Annotated in this window: 12 protein-coding genes; 4 read left to right on the top strand and 8 right to left on the bottom strand. The window is 37.8% G+C overall.

The window, feature by feature from the left end:
• Positions 1 to 13: 13 nt before the first annotated feature.
• The 3 genes from CFY84_RS08840 (at position 14) to CFY84_RS08830 (ending at position 2703) form a co-directional block, all read left to right on the top strand.
• A complete protein-coding gene (locus tag CFY84_RS08840; RefSeq protein ID WP_088823853.1) occupies positions 14 to 1042 on the top strand; it encodes a methionine synthase in 1029 nt (342 codons plus the stop codon).
• 172 nt (positions 1043 to 1214) lie between these two features.
• Complete coding sequence (locus CFY84_RS08835) at positions 1215 to 1706, top strand: flavin reductase (RefSeq protein WP_088823851.1); 492 nt, start codon at positions 1215 to 1217, stop codon at positions 1704 to 1706.
• A gap of 94 nt (positions 1707 to 1800) precedes the next feature.
• A complete protein-coding gene (locus CFY84_RS08830; RefSeq protein WP_088823849.1) occupies positions 1801 to 2703 on the top strand; it encodes an AraC family transcriptional regulator in 903 nt (300 codons plus the stop codon).
• Here the strand turns inward: CFY84_RS08830 and CFY84_RS08825 are convergent.
• The 8 genes from CFY84_RS08825 to CFY84_RS08790 form a co-directional block, all read right to left on the bottom strand.
• Positions 2691 to 3290: a YitT family protein gene (locus CFY84_RS08825; RefSeq protein WP_088823848.1), complete on the bottom strand. Its 600-nt coding sequence runs from the start codon at positions 3288 to 3290 to the stop codon at positions 2691 to 2693. The two genes, CFY84_RS08830 and CFY84_RS08825, sit on opposite strands and share 13 nt — an antisense overlap.
• Positions 3291 to 3342: 52 nt before the next feature.
• A complete protein-coding gene (locus tag CFY84_RS08820; RefSeq protein WP_213062830.1) occupies positions 3343 to 4059 on the bottom strand; it encodes an alpha/beta fold hydrolase in 717 nt (238 codons plus the stop codon).
• Positions 4060 to 4261: 202 nt separating this feature from the next.
• The gene (locus CFY84_RS08815) at positions 4262 to 5464 is read right to left on the bottom strand and encodes a magnesium transporter CorA family protein (RefSeq protein ID WP_088823847.1); all 1203 of its coding nucleotides are present in this window, start codon (positions 5462 to 5464) and stop codon (positions 4262 to 4264) included.
• Between the two features lie 75 nt (positions 5465 to 5539).
• Positions 5540 to 7630, bottom strand: a complete 2091-nt coding sequence (pnp, locus tag CFY84_RS08810; protein WP_171289072.1) for a polyribonucleotide nucleotidyltransferase — start codon at positions 7628 to 7630, stop codon at positions 5540 to 5542.
• Positions 7631 to 7879: 249 nt separating this feature from the next.
• Positions 7880 to 8149: a 30S ribosomal protein S15 gene (rpsO, locus tag CFY84_RS08805; protein WP_088823845.1), complete on the bottom strand. Its 270-nt coding sequence runs from the start codon at positions 8147 to 8149 to the stop codon at positions 7880 to 7882.
• 1536 nt (positions 8150 to 9685) lie between these two features.
• A complete protein-coding gene (recD, locus tag CFY84_RS08800) occupies positions 9686 to 11443 on the bottom strand; it encodes an exodeoxyribonuclease V subunit alpha (RefSeq protein ID WP_143218781.1) in 1758 nt (585 codons plus the stop codon).
• Positions 11444 to 11551: 108 nt separating this feature from the next.
• Positions 11552 to 15265: a UvrD-helicase domain-containing protein gene (locus CFY84_RS08795; protein ID WP_088823844.1), complete on the bottom strand. Its 3714-nt coding sequence runs from the start codon at positions 15263 to 15265 to the stop codon at positions 11552 to 11554.
• A complete protein-coding gene (locus tag CFY84_RS08790; protein WP_088823843.1) occupies positions 15266 to 18949 on the bottom strand; it encodes an exodeoxyribonuclease V subunit gamma in 3684 nt (1227 codons plus the stop codon).
• A gap of 175 nt (positions 18950 to 19124) precedes the next feature.
• Between CFY84_RS08790 and CFY84_RS08785 the strand changes: the two genes are divergently transcribed.
• Positions 19125 to 21215, top strand: a complete 2091-nt coding sequence (locus tag CFY84_RS08785) for a TonB-dependent siderophore receptor (RefSeq protein WP_088823842.1) — start codon at positions 19125 to 19127, stop codon at positions 21213 to 21215.
• The last annotated feature ends 100 nt before the right edge of the window (positions 21216 to 21315 follow it).

Below are 21315 nucleotides of genomic sequence, written 5' to 3'. Positions count from 1 at the left end.
AAGATGATTGATTATGAAAAAATTATTACCAACCTCAACTGCAGGTAGCCTACCAAAACCATCTTGGCTTGCAGAACCTGAAAAGCTATGGTCGCCATGGAAACTTGAAAATGCAGGCTTAGTTGAAGGCAAACAAGATGCGTTACGCTTGTCTTTACAAGAACAGCAACATGCAGGAATTGATATTGTTAGCGATGGTGAACAATCACGCCAACACTTTGTTACCACGTTCATTGAGCATTTAAACGGCGTTGACTTTGAAAAGCGTGAAACAGTAAAAATCCGTGATCGTTATGATGCAAGTGTGCCAACAGTTGTTGGTCCAGTCAGCCGTCAAAAACCTGTTTTTGTAGAAGATGCTAAATTTTTACGTCAACAAACTGACCAACCTATTAAATGGGCACTGCCTGGTCCAATGACCATGATCGATACATTGTATGATGATCATTACAAAAGCCGTGAAAAGCTTGCTTGGGAATTTGCAAAAATTCTAAATGAAGAAGCACTTGAACTTGAAGCTGCAGGCGTTGATATTATTCAGTTTGATGAACCAGCCTTTAATGTCTTTTTTGATGAAGTCAATGCTTGGGGTATTGCTACTCTAGAGCGTGCGATTCAAGGTTTAAAATGTGAAACAGCAGTTCATATTTGCTATGGTTATGGTATTAAAGCCAATACAGATTGGAAAAAAACATTAGGTACCGAATGGCGCCAATATGAAGAAGCGTTTCCGAAGTTACAACAGTCAAGTATTGATATCATTTCACTTGAATGCCATAACTCACATGTACCAATGGATTTACTTGAGCTGATCCGTGGTAAAAAAGTCATGGTTGGTGCAATTGATGTCGCAAACCATGCCATTGAAACACCAGAAGAAGTGGCCGATACCTTACGTAAAGCATTACAATTTGTAGATGCAGATAAACTTTACCCTTGCACAAACTGTGGTATGGCACCACTTCCACGTGACGTTGCACGCGGGAAATTGAATGCTTTAACTGCAGGTGCAGAGATCATTCGTAAAGAACTTGCAAAATAACGCAATCTTCATCAGGTGACTGAATTGATCACAATCAAATCAGTCACCTTTCTCTTGACTGATAAAATGCGTTATTTCTGCGCAACGCGTATTTAAGTGATATACCTCGATCACTAAATCATGTTATAGCTCAAGCTCTAGACAAGGTACGGTTCAAACTAGGAACAAAGTAATGATTGAAGTAACAGACTTTAGAAATGCAATGTCTTTGCTCACAAGTGCAGTCAGTGTCATCACCACAGCAGGAGAATCGGGACGTTATGGATTCACAGCATCTGCCGTGTGTAGCGTGACAGATACTCCACCTACATTACTTGTGTGTATGAATACTGCATCTAGCTCTCATGTTCATTTTGTTAATAACAAAATTTTAACGGTCAATGTTTTAGGTGCACACCATCAAGACATCTCGAATGCCTTTGCTTCTAGACTCAGTCCTGCTGAACGCTTTGCATGTGGTACATGGAGTACCTTAACCACAGGCGCACCCGTGTTAGATGATGCCTTAGTCAGTTTTGATTGTGAAATTAAAGAAATTCAAACCGTAGGTACACATGCTATTTTCATGTGTCGAATTGTCGCTATTCAGCAAAGTGAGCATAATCATAGCTTGGTCTATTTTAATCGTGCTTATCACTATATTGGACAAACTAAAGTTCTTTAAACTGCAATTGGCTTGTTTCAATCTGTCTTGAGATCTATATCTTGGTATCAATTTTGCTGCGATATTTATATGACCTCTAAACACTTTAACGTGTATGTATTCAAGCTACAGAGTATTTCAAGACATTGATGAACAGTCCGATGTCTTAACACAACTGAATCAAAGCTATAAACAAATTGAATCGGGACAATACCGAGGAACGCTTTGGTCAATGTATAGTGATCAACATATTGCTGTGCATATTGAATCTGCAAACAGTTCTATGCTGCAAGCAGGGATGACTCCAGCAGACCAAATTTGTTTGGGCATTATGCAACGACAATCTCAAAGCTGTTTAATGAATGGGTTATTGTTGAGTCAAGAGATCGGCATAATATTGCCGCCCAACACCTATTTTGATACGCGTTTTAATGATTCAACACAATTCATGCTGATGTGCTTCCCTGCCCATCTTATTTTGGACAGCCATACGTCTTTGCCATCCTCCATCAAGCCGATTCACCTTGACCTATTGCCTGATTTATCACGTAAACAACTGATATCTGCATTACCATTTCATTTGCTAGACGCACTGACTGACCCTCTTATTTTTGATGAAATACGCACCTGTATTATCGATCAATTCAATGAGCTACCTGTTCTCAGAAAGAATTCAAAAAATGACTATAAGCTCTATTGTAAATTTCATGATTGGATCATGGCGCATATTCAAGATAAGATTTTGATTGAATCTGCAAGTCATGATTTAGGCATATCTAGACGCCATTTAGAAATTTGCTTTAAAGCGATTACCGGCATGAGTCCGCAAAAATATATCTATATGTTTAAACTCAATGCGATTCATCGAATACTAAAGCAGCGTTCAGATAAAAATATTACTGAGCTTGCACATGAATGGCATGTACCACATTTAGGTCGTTTTTCACAAGATTATAAACGATTATTTGGTGAGTCTCCGTCAACAACAATACGTAGGCTGCATACTTACTCACCATAATATAATTCGGGACGATGCCATACCAATAACATCGCACTCATGAACACTGCACTCATGGTGGACCACATCACTTGCGAATATGAGAACTGAAATAATGAACAACACATAATGACAGCATCTACTGTTAGCTGACTTCGCCCCACGGGAATACCATACTTTTTATACAATACAATGGTTAAAATTCCTGTACCGCCCATGCCAAATTGATGGCGTGTCAGTGCCAAAGCCCCCATTCCGACTAAGGTTCCCCCCATCATGGCGCCAAAGAAATAAGAATGAATGGTAATGTTAAAGATATCAGGTGCAATGCTTAAGGTCAGTGAAATACAAATGCTTGTAAGTATAGACTTCAACATAAATTGAAGTCCCAATGCAAAATAAGACAAAATAAAAAAAGGGGCATTGACCAATGAAAAGATGAGCCCCACATTCAAATTTGAATGGTATGAAAGTAATAAAGCAATCCCTGCAACACCACCTGTAATAATATTGCATGCTTTCAAAATCGAAATACCAATAACAATAAATATAATGCCAATCAAAAAGGCATAAATATCTTGAAAAGCTGAATGTTTTACTCTGTTCATAGGTATCGTACTGTATAAAAGAAAGACCAAAACTACAGTACAGAAGATTAAACTATATTTTATTCATAAAGTTTAAAAGTTCCCGATTAAATTGTTCAGGTTCCTCTAAAAACGGACAGTGACTGCTTTGCTCAAAGATGATGAGTTCTGACTGTGTCATTTGCTGTAAAAAATAATCTGCTGCGCGTAAAGGGACAATTTTTTCATCACGTCCAAAACAAATTAATGTCGGCACAGTAAAATGAATTAACTGCTGACGAAAGTCTCTTGTGGTTTGGTCAAATAAAATTGCACCTGCTGTCGCAGGATTCACTTGTTTCATTTGGGCTTTCATCCATGCCAAATCATCCGCTTTTAATTCAGCTTTAAACATGAGTGGTAAAAAGCCATCAAGTAATGCGTCTTGATCTGTTTGAACACTTTGCATTAAATGAATTAAGGTATCCAAGTCAGCAAAACCATATGACCAATCTTTCCATTTAAAATCAGATGCAGACTCATCAATAATCACTGTACCTTTAATGTTGTCTGTCCCAAACTGCGTGACATATTCCCATGTCACAAAGGCACCCATTGACCAGCCGACAAGCACCACATCTTTTAGTCCAAGCGCATCAATAATCTGTTTTACATCATCTGCATATTGCGGCACAGTATGCCCTGTATGTGGGTCATCTGATTGCCCATGACCACGAAAATCAATGGCAATGACACGGTGTGACTGTGACAAGACTTCAATTTGTTTTTGAAAAATACTGAACTCATCCACACACCATGCAACAGTACAATAGGTGTTCCTTGTCCCTGATCGAGATAATAAATTGTGGTTTGATTAACATTGATTGATGGCATTGCTGTATCCCAAAACAAATAAACTCATAGTGTTACATTAAATTGATTTGTTTCAGGTCACTATCCAAATTGCGCAGAGTTCAGTTGTTCTTACCCTTGAACATAAAAGTAACGTTGAATTAGCGATTTCTTTTTTTCGATTGAATTAAATCAATGTCTAAAATAGCAAAAATATTAATGCGTTTTTGCTCTTGAGATTGTGACAATAAATCAATCACGCTTTTCTCACCTCGACCGACCAAATGACGCTGATGAAAATACAGCATCAGCAAAACCGTGGTCACCAACATGGCAGCAACCATCACCCAAAAACCTTCAGGTGATTTTAGCCCAGGAATGGTTTCAAAGTTCATCCCATACATTCCTGTTAATAAGGTCAATGGCGCAAAAATGGCGGTGATAATCGCTAAGATACGCATGTTTTCATTGGTTTGATTGGATATTGCTGAAAAATGTAAATCAATAGCCGATTGAATGGCATTTCGCAAACGTGCAGTATGTTTTTGGATGCGCTCAATATGGCTCACTAAATCATTTATTCGGACTAAGATTAAGTCCAATGAATCTGTATGATGTGAATCAATGCCATGATGGTAGTCTTCAACGGTTTCGTCTCGCAAATCTTGTAAAATTTCTATTTGCTCTTCACATAAATTTTCAACATGCTGAAATGCCATATTTTCTTGTAATAATTGCTGCCATTGTTTGAAGTATTGTTTGCCTTGCAATAATTCAGTTTGCCAATACTCAACACGCTGTGTTAATGGTGTACGAAGTCCTAAATAATCATCTACCATACTATTTAATAAACGCAGGGCTAAATTTAAAGGCGTGGTAGGTGGTTTACGCAACCTACTTTGATCTATAGATTGTTTATCAATCGCTTGTTCTAAACGTTCTAAGTAACTTTGAATAGAGTGGTTACCCCGCTCTCGTACAGTAACCAAAACACGTTCAGTTAAAATAAAGTTCACAGGTGTTGTCATCAAACCGAATTCCATCACATGCTGTTCAGCATCTGCATGATCCATCAAAATTTGGTCATCAGGTGTTACCAATTTTCTAAATACCAAAAAGTCATAATCTTCCATGGCATCAAAAGCACAAGGATGCTCAATATTTAGAATATCAGCCACATGAAATTCATTAATTAAAACATCTGTGTGTTGGTAAATCTTGTTTTGCCACTGCTCGCTTTGATCAACAATATCTTGGCGTAAGCAATCTAGCCAAATAAAATTTAACACCCCATCTGCACGTGGTGTTTTCGAAACCAAGAGCTTTTTTTCATTGGGATGATGATAAAAATAATATGTTTGCATGGGGCTTATATGGTCCTTATACAATGTGTAAAGCCCGCAATATGCGGGCTTTACAATAAAACAAAGTGTATTTAATTACGCTTGTTCAATGTCTTTCATGCTGAGCTTAATACGACCACGGTTATCAACATCTTGAACTTGAACTTTAATTTCTTGTCCTTCTGTTAATACATCAGTCACATTTGCAATACGCTCATTTGAAATTTGTGAAATGTGTAATAAACCATCCGTACCCGGCATAATATTTACAAACGCACCAAATTCAACAATACGAATCACTTTACCTTGGTAAATTGTACCAGGCTCAATCTCAGCAGTTAATGCTTGGATTTTTGCGATAGCTGCTTTTGCAGCTGCTTTGGTTTCACCAAATACACGTACTGTACCGTTGTCTTCAATATCAATCGCTGCTTTAGTTTCTTCAGTGATTTGACGGATGGTTGCACCACCTTTACCAATCACATCACGAATCTTGTCAGGGTTAATGCTGATCACTTCGAATGTTGGCGCATGTGCTGAAATTTCAGGACGAGCACGAGAAATAACTTTGTTCATTTCATTCAAGATATGCATACGACCAGCATAAGCTTGATTTAAAGCCACTTCCATAATTTCTTCAGTGATACCTTCGATCTTGATATCCATTTGTAAAGCTGTGATTCCGTTTTCAGAACCTGCAACTTTAAAGTCCATATCACCTAAATGATCTTCATCACCTAAAATGTCAGAAAGTACAGTAAAACGCTCACCTTCTTTCACAAGACCCATCGCAATACCAGCAACAGGTGCTTTTAATGGTACGCCTGCATCCATAAGTGACAATGATGCGCCACATACTGATGCCATTGATGATGAACCATTTGATTCAGTAATGTCAGACACAATACGAATCACATACGGGAAGCGATCTACAGGAGGAAGTACCGCTTGTACACCACGACGCGCTAAACGACCATGACCGATTTCACGACGCTTTGGACCACTCTCACGACCAGTTTCGCCCACTGAGTATGCAGGGAAATTATAATGCAACATGAAGTTGTCAGTTTTGGTACCCGATAGGCTATCAACCATCAATGCATCACGTGTATTACCAAGCGTTGTTGTAACAATCGCTTGCGTTTCACCACGAGTAAACAATGAAGAACCATGTGCACGGTCTAATACACCCACTTGTACATCTAAAGCACGTACAGTTTTATTGTCACGACCATCAATACGTGGTTTACCCGATACGATGTTGTCACGCACTGTGCGGTATTTTAAATCTTCAAATAGATCATTAAGCTCATCAGCAACCACATTACCTTCATCTTCTTCAGGCACGAATTGCTTCACAGCTTCTTCATAGAGTGCATTTAATGCAGCATAACGATCTTGTTTGATCGCAATGGTATAAGCTTGTGAAATTTTGTCTTCAAATGCTGTTTTTAACTGTGCTTTTAAAGTTTCATTTTGAACAGGTGCAGCCCAAGGGGTTTTCGTGTTGCCCACTGCCGCTACAAATTCATTGATTGCTTGAATTGCAACTTGCATTTCATCATGGCCATATAATACAGCGCCAAGCATTTGGTCTTCTGATAATTCTTTTGCTTCAGATTCAACCATTAATACAGCTGAGTCTGTACCTGCAACCACAAGGTCAAGATCAGATTCCTGTAATTGGCTATATGATGGGTTTAAAATGTATTCCCCATTAACCAAACCAACACGTGCTGCACCAATTGGACCATTAAATGGGGTATCTGCAATTGCAAGAGCAGCAGATGTACCTAGCATTGCTGCAATATCAGCTTCCATGCTTTTGTCTGAAGACACAACCGTTGCTGTCACTTGAACTTCGTTATAATAACCTTCAGGGAACAGTGGACGAATTGGACGGTCAATCAAACGTGAAGTTAATGTTTCACCTTCTGTTGCACGGCCTTCACGCTTACCATAACCGCCTGGAATACGACCAGCAGCATATTGTTTTTCTTGGTAGTTCACTGTTAATGGGAAGAAGTCAGAGCCTGCTTTTGCTGTCGGCTGTGCAACCACAGCAACTAGAACAGTTACACCGCCCATTGTTACTAACACTGAGTTTGCCTGACGAGCAACACGACCTGTTTCTAAAACAACTTGGTATTGTCCATATTGAAATTCTTTACGCGTCACATTAAACATTGACATATATTCTTATTTCCTAGTTTGTGCTAGTGGAGACCCCTAAAGTTTGTCATTGATCATATCGTATGATTAATAATAATAAATGACAAAGCTTAGAAGTCGATCTCACTAGGATTTAGACACAAAGAAGGAGCGAACAATTCGCCCCTTCCTCAAATAGCTTAGCCAACTAAGCTTTGCTTTTTTCTCAGCGACGATGTCATAACACTGAACATTCGATAAACCGAAAATAGAGCTTGTATCGAATTAACGACGTAAACCTAAAGCGCCAATTAACGCTGTGTAACGACCGTGGTCTTTACCGTTTAGGTAGTCAAGTAACTTACGACGTTGGTTAACCATACGAATCAAACCACGACGACCATGGTGATCTTTTTTGTGTGCTTTGAAATGACCTTGTAGGTAGTTAATTTGTGCAGTTAATAAAGCCACTTGTACTTCTGGTGAACCAGTGTCATTTTCAGCACGAGCAAATTTTGCAATGATTTCTGCGCGATCTGTAGTAGTTAAAGCCATTCGATTTCTCCGAGATGCTTAAATTAAATAAATTGATTAAGAACAATTTTAAAAAAACTGTCTGCCGTGCATCACTACAGCAGGTCCGTATTTTAAGCCAAAAAGCAATGAATTGCAAAACGAAAGCTGCCAAATTCAAGGAAAGTCATTATAAATATGCAAAGTCAGTTTATTTTTGAATTCTCAATAAAAAAAAGCCCAAGTCTCCTTGGGCTTTTTTGTGCGCTACCTCTACAAATTATTATTATTATTTATCTTTTTTATTAGTATAATATTTTTATAATTTATTATATATCCAATTTTTTTCTTTTATCTCGTTCCCACACTTGTTATCTTGCCATGATTTCAAACTGATCATAGACGAATTTTACCTTACACACTGTAAGTCATGTCTTACAAATTTAAAACACTTCTAATTCATTTAAATAATCCATAAATATAATGCAGTTAGATTTATCTAAAACAGAATTTTTTTAGTATAATTTTAAAAAAATATTTATATATATTAATTGGCTAAGCGATATTATTCCGAAATAAAAATATTATTCCAACTGGTTCACAGATTATACTAATTTAACATTTCAACTATACTTAAAATAAATCGTTATAAGCTAAAATACTCGGTTAAACATTTACTGAAATATTTTTTAAAATTAATATCTATATTTTCAAAAAATTAAAATTTTAACTTTCAATATAAAAAACACTTGCATTTACTCAAAAAAATAAAACTATAATTTTATTTATCAATAATTTAAGTTAAATATAAGTTTATTTAATCTAAATCTTTAATTTATAAAATGAGGTAAAATTAAATCTATTAAACTTTATCGCTCATCAAATAGTCGATACAACTTATTATGATCAAATCAATTGCTGTAACTAAATAGCTATATTTAAATTTTAAGTCTTATTTTTTAATTTATTTAAGCCAAATACTTTTATGCCAACATATAACCACAAACAAAGTAATAGATAAATTTTATTTATAAATAATTTGGATTCACAGTAACTCGAATGATTCCCATGGTAAATAATAAACTAAGTCGTTTACGATACAATATGATTTTTCTTAAAATAAAAAACTGTAGACCAATAATAAAATTAAAACGAGCTATTCACATAGCCATTAAATTAATAATAGATAAATACAAATAAGTTTTAAATATACAGTATTATATGTTTTTATGTCATGGTTCACATAAAATAAAAAATAACTGATTTATAATAGTATCTCAAGGTAATGATGGGCTGTAACCTAGAATATTTATAATACGAATAAAGAAAAAGGCCTTTTAGTCTCTCCCAAAACTAAAAGGCCTAATCATTACGCTATTTTATTTAACCCACACTTCATTGTAAGTTCGCTGTCATTCATTTGACTCTTTTAATTATTCTTTACGGTTTTAACTTAATTTCCTATTAAGCTTATTTATAAAACCAATCATCGCAGATATTAGAGATTTAAACTACTAGTTAATTTCTTGATTCTATGTAAGCCAAAACGTACACCGAATTACAAAATTTACCGTTAAGTTAATTAAATTTTGATGAAAAATGATATAAAAAGCCACTTTGGCGTACAGTGCGTTGCAGTAATGCAGAACTTAGGGTGGTTTCATCTGCTAAGAAGGTAACTACTTTTTTAGCGCGAGTAATCGCTGTATACAATAACTCTTGACTCATTAATTTGGCTGCTGCTTGCTCTAATACCACGGCAGTATGGGTAAATTCTGAACCTTGTGACTTATGAATCGTCATTGCAAAAGCAGTTTGTATCGTTTTTGGCAAGCGTGTCGCCAACACCCACATATTTAAACTTGGAAAGTAAACTTCAAATTGGGTGTGATGCTGCCGATGCTGAAAGCAGATCCCAATATCTCCATTCGATAACCCCAATTGATAATTATTTTCTGTCACCATGACAGGTCGTCCAACATACCAATCCCCTTGCCTTACATGAGTAGATGGCAGTTCACTTAATAGTTGTTGCTCCATATATTGATTCAGACGCTGAACACCAAAGTCACCATAGTGCATGGCTGTTAGAATTCGATAATCATCAAAACATTGAATCACTCGATCAAAGGCATGCGTGTCAGATGGTTGATGACAATACGCTGTGACTGCAACTGCATACTGTTCAAAGCCATACCATAAACGATTTAAATATTCTGTTTTTTGCGCTGAATCGTGCCATTGCGCAGGTAAATATTCAAACTGTACTTGATCTACTGTAATACGCTGCAAATCGATAGGTTGAATTGTCGTAGGCTTTGTCACCTTTTGTTCAAACAATTGGCGTATATGTACAGCATCTGACGTATTTGATTGCTGAATAAAGTGCGCAAACTGACCAATTTCAGCATCTGAAGTAAAACGACGGCTATGTTTTAAAATGACATGCTGGTTTTTTAAAGCAGGTACAGTTTGCAAATCGGCAAGTACTGCACCAACATCCACCGAAGTAAGCTGATTCGCATCACCCAATAAAATCAATCGAGTCTGATCATCAATTGCTTCAAATAACTGTGTTGCTAAGCTCAAATCAAGCATAGATGCTTCATCAACCACCACCACATCATAAGGTAAGGGCTGTTGTAAATGATATGAAGCACGACCTTGCCGACCAATATTCAAAAGGCGGTGAAGTGTGGTGGGTTGGATCATTTTTAAAGCAGGTGTAACCAAATCACGAGCAACCAAATCATGATCTGAAAAGGCATATTGTAATGCTTCTTGCATCCGCTGAGCAGCTTTCCCTGTTGGTGCAGCCATGGCTATCCGCAGATTGGGAATGGTTTTATTCAATACAGCAATAATTCGCGCCAAAGTATAAGTTTTACCTGTACCTGGCCCACCTGTGATTAATGACAATGCAGAATGGCTGACACAAATTAATGCATGTTTTTGATAAGTATCAGTTAACAATTCATGGTATGGGCGACTGTCGCATGGGGCAACAGTTTGGCGACTTAAACGCTGAACTTGCTTGGCCAAACGCTGTTCAAGTATAAAGTGCCGATAAAGATATAATAAACCATGCTGATAAATAAAAGGCGTGACATGCGTAGATGGCTGATCTGACACCAATCCCCCTAACGGCTGAACATCAGATGGAGATATTTTTAAACAACTATTGCCTTGCTCAATTGCAGCAAATAAATAGCGAATAACCATGATCGCTTGCTGACGACGCTGTTCTGTTTCAAATACAGCATGTTGTGTTATATAATTTGCCCATGCCACTACCCATGTATCTTCTGCAAGCGTATATTCTGACCATTCATCCACGTTTTAACTTCCTTATATTCAATCAGATATCAACAGAGTTATACTCAATGTTATCCACAATTTAAGTCATTATTTTTATTATCTATTAATACAAAAACACCATTTTATTTACTTACCGTAGTAGCCTAAAATTGCGTCTAAACGTGCAATAAACTCAACTGATGGTTGCCAATGGTATACGCCATAATTTGGATCACCAATCATACCTCGTAAATATAAATAACTTGCACCGCCTAAATGATGGCTTATATCATAATTGCGAAGACGCTGTTTTAAATAGCGATGTAATACCACTAAATATAAGCTAGCTTGCAACCAATAGCTGCTCTGTGACATATTTTGTGCGATGGCTTCTTTTGAGTAATCTTCAAGATCCTCACCTAAAAAATTACTTTTATAATCCGCTATATAGTATTTGCCATCATATACATAGACCAAGTCAATTGATCCATTTAAAAATCGTGCAGACTCTGCTGTGTTTAATGCTGGAATATATATTTGATACTCTTCAAATAACTTATAAATTCTTTGGCTTGAAAAAATATGGTCTGCCATCGCCAAATAAAATGAAAACTCAGACAAATAACTGTTTTGAGGCAATTGATTTAAACAAAAATGATCATGCAAAGGTTGTGCTAAAACTTGGCTTAACCAATATTGCACAGCGTTTATCACCTGTTCATCTAATATTTCAGCAGATGTTGTATAAGTAATACGTTTTTGATAAGTCTCACTGAGCTGTTGTTTTAATGCATGATAATCATTTTTGAAACGACGATAAACCTCTGTCCCCCATTCTGCATTATTTTGAAAATCAATATGTTCAAAAATTTCATGTAAGAAATTTCCTGCTTGAACACCCATTGGAAAATCTCGTGCAATATCTAAAATCGGATGCTGTTTTTCATTTATGGGCTCAAAACGTTGAATTGGATCTTGCACCTGTTCATCATCTGCGGGGGCAGTAATATCTAAAGTTTGTGCCATAAAATCCAAAGCCTGTTGCCGAGTCAAATGCTGAGCAAGCCCTGTAAAACTGGTTTTAAGCCGTGGATATAACCTTAAACGAGGCTGCGGTTTTGCATATAATGTTACAGCTTCAGTACGGATTTCTTGATATCTTTCAGGAGCACTATCCATTATGGTTTCAAAACCACATGCAGGGTGTGCAAAAACATGCTCCTGATGACGCCAATAATTGACCCCAACCTTCGATTTCGGCTGTGTTAAGACAGCATAAATACGATGGCTTGCACGTGTTAATGCCACATAATACAAGCGATATTGTTCTGCTTGCGTTCTTAGCTGATGTTGGCTGACTTCATCTTCATTTAACTGTTGTTTATCATAAATCGCAATCACACGCTGTGATTCAAGCTGTTGAGTTTGAGTATTTTCAACCTGTTGTATTGAAAAATTTAACGTTGGCTGTCGGTCTTCAGAGACCTTATCTGCTTCTAGAATAAATACAATTTTAAATTCAAGACCTTTGGACTGATGAATCGTCATCAGCTGTACACCCGCTGCAGTAGATAAACGGCGCTCTAGCTCCCATTCACGGGTACTTGGAGAAGTCAGTTGTTTTAAATACCACTGATAAAGATTTTGTGGACCTTGATATTGAGCACTGTACTGGCTTAATAAATCAGTCAAATGCCTTAAATTGACCACTACCCGCTCATTGTCACGGCTTTGATAGCGAACTAAATTGGCCCAAACATGAAAATGATCAACCAAGGCATGCCATGCGGTTAAAAAATTGCGCTCAAACCAAAGCTCACGCATATCATTAAACACACCAATATACTGCCCTAAGCCATCAGCATGTTGTTCAAGCTCTTGTAAATCTGAAAGTTTAAATCCAAGTAAACGACTTAATAATGCCCGCCGAATATAGGTTTCATCATAAGGAAATAACATCGCGGTTAATACTGCAGCCACATCTTTAGCAATAGGGCTGTCAAATACACTGCGTTTTGCAGGTCGATTGACCCGAATTCCCAATCGTTCTAATTCATATTGGACTTGGTCAAGGGCTGTATGATTTCGAGATAAAACCGCAATATCATCTGCAACTACAGGATGATGTTCTGCTTTGTGCTCTAAATAAAGCTGACCACGTTGCGCTTGTTGAAGCAATACTGAAATTTTCCAAGCAACCTGAATCTCAAACGAAATATCATTATTAATTTCAAGCCAACGTAATGGCAAATGATTGGCACCTTGCTCATCCATTAAATTTGGATGTGGACGTGTTCCCGCTTCAACAGGCTCATAAATAACGCCTTCACCAAAATCAGGCTGGCGTTGAAATAAAGCATCAACGGCTTCAACCAAAGGACGAACCGTTCGATGATTATATTTAAGACGATATAAATGACCTTGTTTGGCAAATACATCATGATATGCTCGAATAAATGTCAGCATATCTCCACCACGAAAACCATAAATCGCTTGTTTTCGATCTCCCACCATCACCATACAACCATCGCCATAGCGCGTTACATCTCGCCAAATGGTGGCAAGCATATTGTCTTGATCTTGGTTGGTGTCTTGAAACTCATCAACAAATATTAAAGGATAACTACGATGGACAAATGCTGAAAATAATTGCCCTTGCTCACCTTGCAATGCTTCTGCCAAAGTTCGAATTTGCTCAGAAAAAGTGGTTTCACCATGTTGTTTTAAACGCTCAGGTAACCGTCTTTTTACTTCTTGGCATAGGTGGTATTTTAAATAACTTTCACTTTGTTGCAGTGTTTGTTCAATGACATACAAATGACTGACGAGCTGTCGCCATTGTGTCAAGGTTGTATCTTGATAAAAAGCATCTATCGCACTGGCAGGGCATTTTTTAGTGAAGAGCTTTTGATTTTCAATCAGCTCGGACAGCTTATATATCCGTTCGCGTGCATCAGATAAAGGGCGTGCAAAAAAAGCTTTGCCATCGCCATCAAGTAAAGCTTGAATTGCTTCAGGAATCAGCACTGTAAATAAAGTCGTAAACTTATCCTTTGGCTTAAAATACGTACCGCTCACAAAAGGAAAAAAATCTCCGTCTGCGCTGTAATATGTACTTAAATGATCAAAAGACAACCCTGCAGCTTGACGTTGTAATTCACGTAGTTGTTCAAAATCCAAAGCTTGGGGTTCGGGTACTTTAAAGCGTGCCGCAGTAAAGTTTAATGCAGTTTCAACTACACCTAAATAACTTGTCGTAGGCTTGAGAGCACCTGAAAAATAAAGCCAATCAATCGTTTGCTGTGATTGATCATTAAGCCATGCCCGCAGCACATCATGGATCAATTGCTCTACATAAGTTTTGGCTTGATCTGTAATTTCAGCAGGTTCAATTTTTCCACTTTCAAATGCAAAATCTTTTAACAATTTTTGGCTAAAGCTGTCTAACGTGCCTACCACCAACTCATCAAGTTGATCTAAAACCAACTTTAATCGTTCACATGCATATCCCACTTGATGGGCAAATTTTTGTAATAACACCGCATACAATGGATCGCCTGTACGCTGTAACTCGGCTGCTAGATGTAAATTGTCTGCTTCTAAATGACCACGGCGTTGTTCAAAAAATTGACGCACCTCAACCAAACGCGCACGAATACGAACTTTCAGCTCAGCTGCTGCTGCTCTTGTAAACGTGGTTGCAATCACTTGACGCGGCAAATACTTTTCCACCAATGCGCGTACAATTAAGCTTGATAATGTGAATGTTTTACCTGAGCCTGCGGAGGCTTCTATCCAATGTAATCCTGAAAACTCAATATCTCGAATTGGATCCAATGAAGCTGTAAACAATGCTGTCATTTATTCCTCGACACGGCGCTGATATTGATAAATCGGTGCATACAATAAAAATGACCAACGTGTACATGCGTCCAACAACAACGCCGTGGCATCTTGTTCTTGTAAAATAAACTGCCAATCTTGGTGATATTTACTCGACTTGTCATCTACAGCAGAAAATAACTCATTATATTTTTGTGGATCATTCCATTGTTTTAATAGACTTTGCATGCTTTTTTCATCCAATACAGGTGCTGATGATACCGATTCAAGCCAAGTCAGCGCATTGTTTTTTTCAGCAGCTTTCATCAATAACGCCGCAGGCAATACCAAAGGTGACACTTGACCCGCTGACCATGCTTGCCACCATAAATTTAAATAAGCTTGTGCTTGGTTTGACGTTAATCCTTCATTCACAATGGTTTGATCACTAAAAACCACAATACGCTGATAATTTTGCCCTTGTTCACCTAAATTCAAGTGACTTAGCCACAATAGATATTCAAGCCAAACTTTTGTACAGCGTTCAGCACGTGCACTAGATGCCTGCAAACTGACCCATTGCGTCGTCTCATGCTTTGGCACTTGTAATTGTAAATAAAGATGCGTATTGATTTGCAAACGCTGTTGGGTCGTGACTGTGGGTGTTTCTGCATAAGTATGTAAGCGACTCATCAGCTCACTGTGTTCAAATTGCACTTGTAACCATGCACTCTGCTGTACTTTACCTACAGGCAATTGATCTTGTAATAAACTAGCATCACTCATCGAATCAGCATGTTGCATTAACTCACGTACACGATAACGACCCAAGCCATCTAATAATAAGGGTTCACTGTTCTCAACCACATCATCTAAACGTACATTTTTAATGCCCAATTGCTTTAAATACAGCTGAGCTGGAAAAGTAATATCTGCAAGCCACTGTTGATAGTTTAACACCACATGATGTTGTGAAGCATCTGTAGTCAAAGCATGATCTACCCATGCTTCACGCTTACCCGCAGGCTGTTGCAACTGCGATGCCACTGTAAACCATTGATCTTGAAATCGAGTTTCTTTTGGGTTTTCAAACCCATGAACATCAAACGGTTGTAATGGATGAATGTGATATATCGATTCAAGCTGTTTAGGAAGATCTAAACCTTGTACTTGAATGAGTTCACCTACTTTTAACTCAGGGTCATCAGCAGCCACAATAAACGCCAAATGATCAATTAATTCTTGTAATACACTCGATGGTTGTCGTACTTCACCATCATTGGCATCAAAACCATTATAAAAAAACCAAATATTGTCTTGTGCTAATAATAAGGCATCTAAAAAAGCACCTTGATCATCTTCTAACCGTGAACGGTCGCCTAAAACTGGTCGTAAGACTTTCATTAAATCAAACGGCGTATGGACTTGTCGGCTCGGAAAAACGCCACTTTCTAAATTTAACACCACCACCAAACGATAAGGCAGCGGTCTAATTTGCCCAATTTGACTCACCGTGATTTGTCCACTCGGTACTGCACTTTCCAATTGGCTTTCAATATTATGCTCAATTTCAGCAATCACATCAGCCAATGGTAAGCTCAAGTCATCTAAATGCCCTATACTTTCTGCACGCTGCTGTCTTTTTTCATACGTAACAGACAAAGTGAGCATTCGAATTTGTTTTTGAATGACCTCAGATACAGTCCGTAAAATAGTTTCACCTTGATCTTGAAAAGCACTGACCTCGCGTGCCAAGCAATACAACCAAGACTCAACCGTATGCCCTGTATGATGTTCATGTGCATTTAACCAATCACGGCGCTCATTAAAGTCATCATACATGGCAATTAGTACAGAAATTAAAGCAAAATCTTCAGGTTGCACATCGCTATAGCTGAGTGTTTCAAGTGCAATACAATGTTCAGGTACAGCCACACCCATAGCCAAACGGTCTAATGCAAATTTAAAACTAAAACGGTAATCTTGATCACCCTCGCTTAACTGCTGTGCTAAATGCAAAGCATCTAAACCACGTTTAAAACCTGCCTGACTCAGCAATGTCAGCATACGTTCAACATCTTGAACATCAATTCCGTAAAAATGCTGAGTACCTAATAAACTCAGCCAATCAGCAAATTCACTGTATTGAAAACGTCCATGCGGTAACTGAATACGCCCAAGCACTGCACGCCAAGCATTGCTTAAATCAATTTGTGCAATGCCTGCAATTTTGATCGGCAAATAGACTTGATTTAAGTCACTGCCTGCACGTGGTGGTGTGAAAACACTTCGAATTAAAGGTTCTATATCTTTTAAAATAGGCGTTAAAATTAAAATATCATCTAATTTACGCGGCTGTTCAGTACTGCCTTCTGATAACCAATGAATCAACTGATCTTTTAAGACTTCTAGCTGTCTTAAATGAGAATGACATACATGAATTTGTATAGATTGGTCATGTGGCTCCAAAGCATAACTGTGTTGGATTGGCTCCATTAAAAACAAGATATCCGATTGCAATTGTCCCAATAGATGAGATGCATAATCATCAATAAAAATATCTAACCATTCACCTTCTTCGCCCGAAGACAACCCTGCCAATAAAGAAAAATGATCACGCGCTTGTTTACCAAAACGGGTTAATAACGGATGCCTAGACTCTCGCGACTCGGCATTAAAGCTTCGATTAAATGCGTCAAAAAATGCTGCAATTTCAGCATCTGAAACTTTTTTACCTTGTGCTGTACGTTTATCAATAAATCGTTGTTTCACTTCAGCATCGTAGTTTTGCTTCCACTTTGGATCAACACTATCTGCCCAATATTCTTGTGAAGGATTATAGTGATAAATGACCACATCAATATACTGTGCAAGCCTACGTAAAAAATACAATTGATTCGGTGGTAAATCCAATAACGTAAATACAATCAACTGCTCAGGTAAATGTTTTTTGACAATAGCACCCTCATTGGCATCTAAAGCGTCCCAAAAGGCATGATCAATGGCTTTAATATTGAGAAAGTCTTCATGAAATACCGTTTGCCAAAGCCAACTTTGCCACTTTTCAAGCGCAATGGTTTGTTCTAAGTTATATAAGGAAATTGAGCTTTGCGTATTAATTAAATGCTCAATATCTAAATGCTCACCTCGTCCCCAACGATCTAGCCAATTGTGTGGGCAAGTACATGCACCTTCGGCATGCCCTTTGACGCAATATCCACGATACAGCATATAATGGCTAAACAAGCGCGAAACATGCTCTGCAACCCAATACAACATACCTTGCTTTTTTTGATACTTGGCATGGCTGGTTGTTAATCCAATCGCACTGTCATAAATCCGCTGAATCAACGCATAAGTCGGATGCGAATCATGCACTTCCATTTGTTCAGGTGTAATCAGTGGTAAAAGTACAGCATAGATTCGCCACTTCATGACCAAGCGTGGAATATTGGCTTGTCGCACCTGTTCTTTGTCTGTCAGTACCTGTTGATAGATATACCACTGAAATGTTTGAATGCGCTGATGATAGGTTTGATTGGCGCTGATTCCTTGCTGCTCTGCCAAATACTGACTTAACCACTGCTCAATGGCGGGATTAGGCACAATAATATGCTGTGCTTTTAAAATCTCTAAAGGTTGATCACTTTGGGTTGAAATTTGGGTCAAAAAAGCTTGCGCAAGTACGTCTAGTCGTTGGCTTTGGCAAACATGAATACCCATAATTCCTCCATAATTCAATAATTTATCGTTATATATATCGTTTTAGCTTAAATTTGCGCCTGTTATGCATTATAAGTGAGATTATCTGACAATTCTCATCTATTATTACAATAAAATGCTTTGAGTCTTTAAATAATAATCATTATAATTCGCATTCAAAATGGGGAATGACCAAATGCTGACCACTAAATCGTCTTTAGCTCTTTCTATACTTGCGATAATTTCGACCACCACGTTTGCCGAAACCGATGATCAAGACACATCATTATCGACATTGCCATCAATTAAAGTAAAATCTGAAATTACAGAACAAAATAACAATAAATATGCAGCAACCACTGCGTCTGTGTTAAAAACTCACCTTCCTTTATTTAAAACCGCACAATCGGTTAGTGTGATTAGTCAGCAACAAATTCAAGAAAAACAAATTCAAAGCGTTACTGAAGCCTTACAAGGTGTTGCAGGTGTCAATGCTGCACCTTATGGTCGCCGTGGTTGGGATGACTTTATTATTCGTGGACAAATTTCAAGTGCACAAACTTATATAGATGGACTTCGTGCGCAAACTTCAACCAATGTTTTACGTTCAGAAGATATTGCAGGCGTACAATCGATTGAAGTCGTTAAAGGTCCGACCTCTGTTGGCTATGGTTTGTCATTGCCTGGCGGATTAGTCAATTTAACCACTAAGCGCCCTGAAGCTGAGACTTTTTATCATGCCAATGCCACTTATGGCAGCTATGCTGACCGTGAAGGCATCATTGATGTGAACTACTCACCCAACAACACCAAACAAGGTGCTGTGCGTTTTGTGGCTAAATATTCAGATCAGCATGACCCAACCGACTATGTTTATTTTAAAAATACCTATCTTGCAGCCTCTTATAACTTTGATTTAGGTCCAAAAGACGAATGGTCTGTCATTGCAAGCTATCAACACCGTGACTATATTCGTAACCAAGGCATTCCACAGAATTACTTAAAATATGGTCGCAATGTATTTATTGGCGAACCTGACCGCAGTTATGATGTCAATGTTTATCGCTTTGGCAGCAATTATAGCCATTACTTTGATAATGGCTGGACCTACCATCAAAACTTTGCAGTCACCAAAAGTACAAGCTGGAGTGACTCAGTTTTTGCGGCATCGGGTGCAAGTTTTCCAACGGTTACACGTCAAATTAACTTCCAAGATAAACAAGATGTAAACTATGCGTTAGACCAAAATTTACAGAAAACCTTTAATTTTGGTCCTGTTGAATATGATGCCATGATTGGTGTCGACATGATGAAAGAGCGCAGTAGCTATTATCAACGTGTGGATAACGTCAATTCATTCAATGCCAATACCTTGGTTTATGGAATTACAAGTGTTAGACAAGGGACACCCTCTTGGAATTTAACGTATAACCAATACACCGGCTTATATTTAAAAAACAACTTTAAAATCAATGATAAATGGATTTTAAATTTATCAGGTCGTCATGACTGGACACAAGTTGAAGTTGATAACTTACGTACTGGTAGCATCACAAAAAATTCAGACAATGCTTTCACAGGCAGTGCATCTCTCATGTATAAACTGAATGATCATTTTGCACCGTATGTTACTTATGCCACCTCATTTATGCCTGTTACTGATGTGGGTGCTCAAGGTCAACTTCTTGACCCTGAAGAAGGCAAACAAACAGAGGTTGGGATAAAGTTTCAAGCTTTAGATCAGCGCTTACAAGGCTATGTGTCTTACTATGATTTGGTACGAAAAAATGTTACCGAAGCGGTTGCATCAACAACATATTCAATGCAAACAGGTGAACAAACCACTAAAGGCTATGAAGCAGAATTGTCTGCTGCACTAACACCACAGTGGAATATTTCAACAGCATACAGTTATATTCCAACAGCAAAAACCACTGCAAGTACGACAACATCTGACATTGGTAAACGCATTAATCATGTACCTAAAAACATAGCATCTCTTTCAACACAGTATTATTTTGCAGAAGATAAGCAAGGTTGGAATATTGGTGGTGGTGTCAGTTATCAAGGTGAATCATTGGCTCAGCGCACAACCTATTACACACCGATTGCAAGCTATACATTATTTAATGTCAATGCAGGCTATCAAGCCAAACATTGGGGCGCAAGCTTAAGTATTAAAAACCTCTTTGATAAAGACTATATTCAAGGTACAACACCAAATGCACAGCTCATCACTTTTGGTAATCCGAGAACATTTACATTCAATGTCAATTTTAAATACTAATTTAAGCTTTCAACAATAATGCCAAGCACTGACTCTATTCAGTGCTTTTTTATGCCGATTGAACAATCAAACTATTAAAATGATGCTTAATAACCGCCTG

Source organism: Acinetobacter apis (assembly GCF_900197575.1).
Lineage (GTDB): Bacteria > Pseudomonadota > Gammaproteobacteria > Pseudomonadales > Moraxellaceae > Acinetobacter > Acinetobacter apis.
The sequence above is the reverse complement of the archived record's forward strand: the minus strand, read 5'-3'. Positions and strand labels throughout refer to the sequence as shown.

What these genes read in the sequence shown, in the direction of transcription:
- CFY84_RS08840 (WP_088823853.1), top strand. Translation starts at nt 14, where the DNA reads ATGAAAAAATTATTACCAACCTCAACTGCAGGTAGCCTACCAAAACCA.
- CFY84_RS08835 (WP_088823851.1), top strand. Translation starts at nt 1,215, where the DNA reads ATGATTGAAGTAACAGACTTTAGAAATGCAATGTCTTTGCTCACAAGT.
- CFY84_RS08830 (WP_088823849.1), top strand. Translation starts at nt 1,801, where the DNA reads ATGTATTCAAGCTACAGAGTATTTCAAGACATTGATGAACAGTCCGAT.
- CFY84_RS08825 (WP_088823848.1), bottom strand. Translation starts at nt 3,290, where the DNA reads ATGAACAGAGTAAAACATTCAGCTTTTCAAGATATTTATGCCTTTTTG.
- CFY84_RS08815 (WP_088823847.1), bottom strand. Translation starts at nt 5,464, where the DNA reads ATGCAAACATATTATTTTTATCATCATCCCAATGAAAAAAAGCTCTTG.
- pnp (WP_171289072.1), bottom strand. Translation starts at nt 7,630, where the DNA reads ATGTTTAATGTGACGCGTAAAGAATTTCAATATGGACAATACCAAGTT.
- rpsO (WP_088823845.1), bottom strand. Translation starts at nt 8,149, where the DNA reads ATGGCTTTAACTACTACAGATCGCGCAGAAATCATTGCAAAATTTGCT.
- CFY84_RS08795 (WP_088823844.1), bottom strand. Translation starts at nt 15,265, where the DNA reads ATGACAGCATTGTTTACAGCTTCATTGGATCCAATTCGAGATATTGAG.
- CFY84_RS08790 (WP_088823843.1), bottom strand. Translation starts at nt 18,949, where the DNA reads ATGGGTATTCATGTTTGCCAAAGCCAACGACTAGACGTACTTGCGCAA.
- CFY84_RS08785 (WP_088823842.1), top strand. Translation starts at nt 19,125, where the DNA reads ATGCTGACCACTAAATCGTCTTTAGCTCTTTCTATACTTGCGATAATT.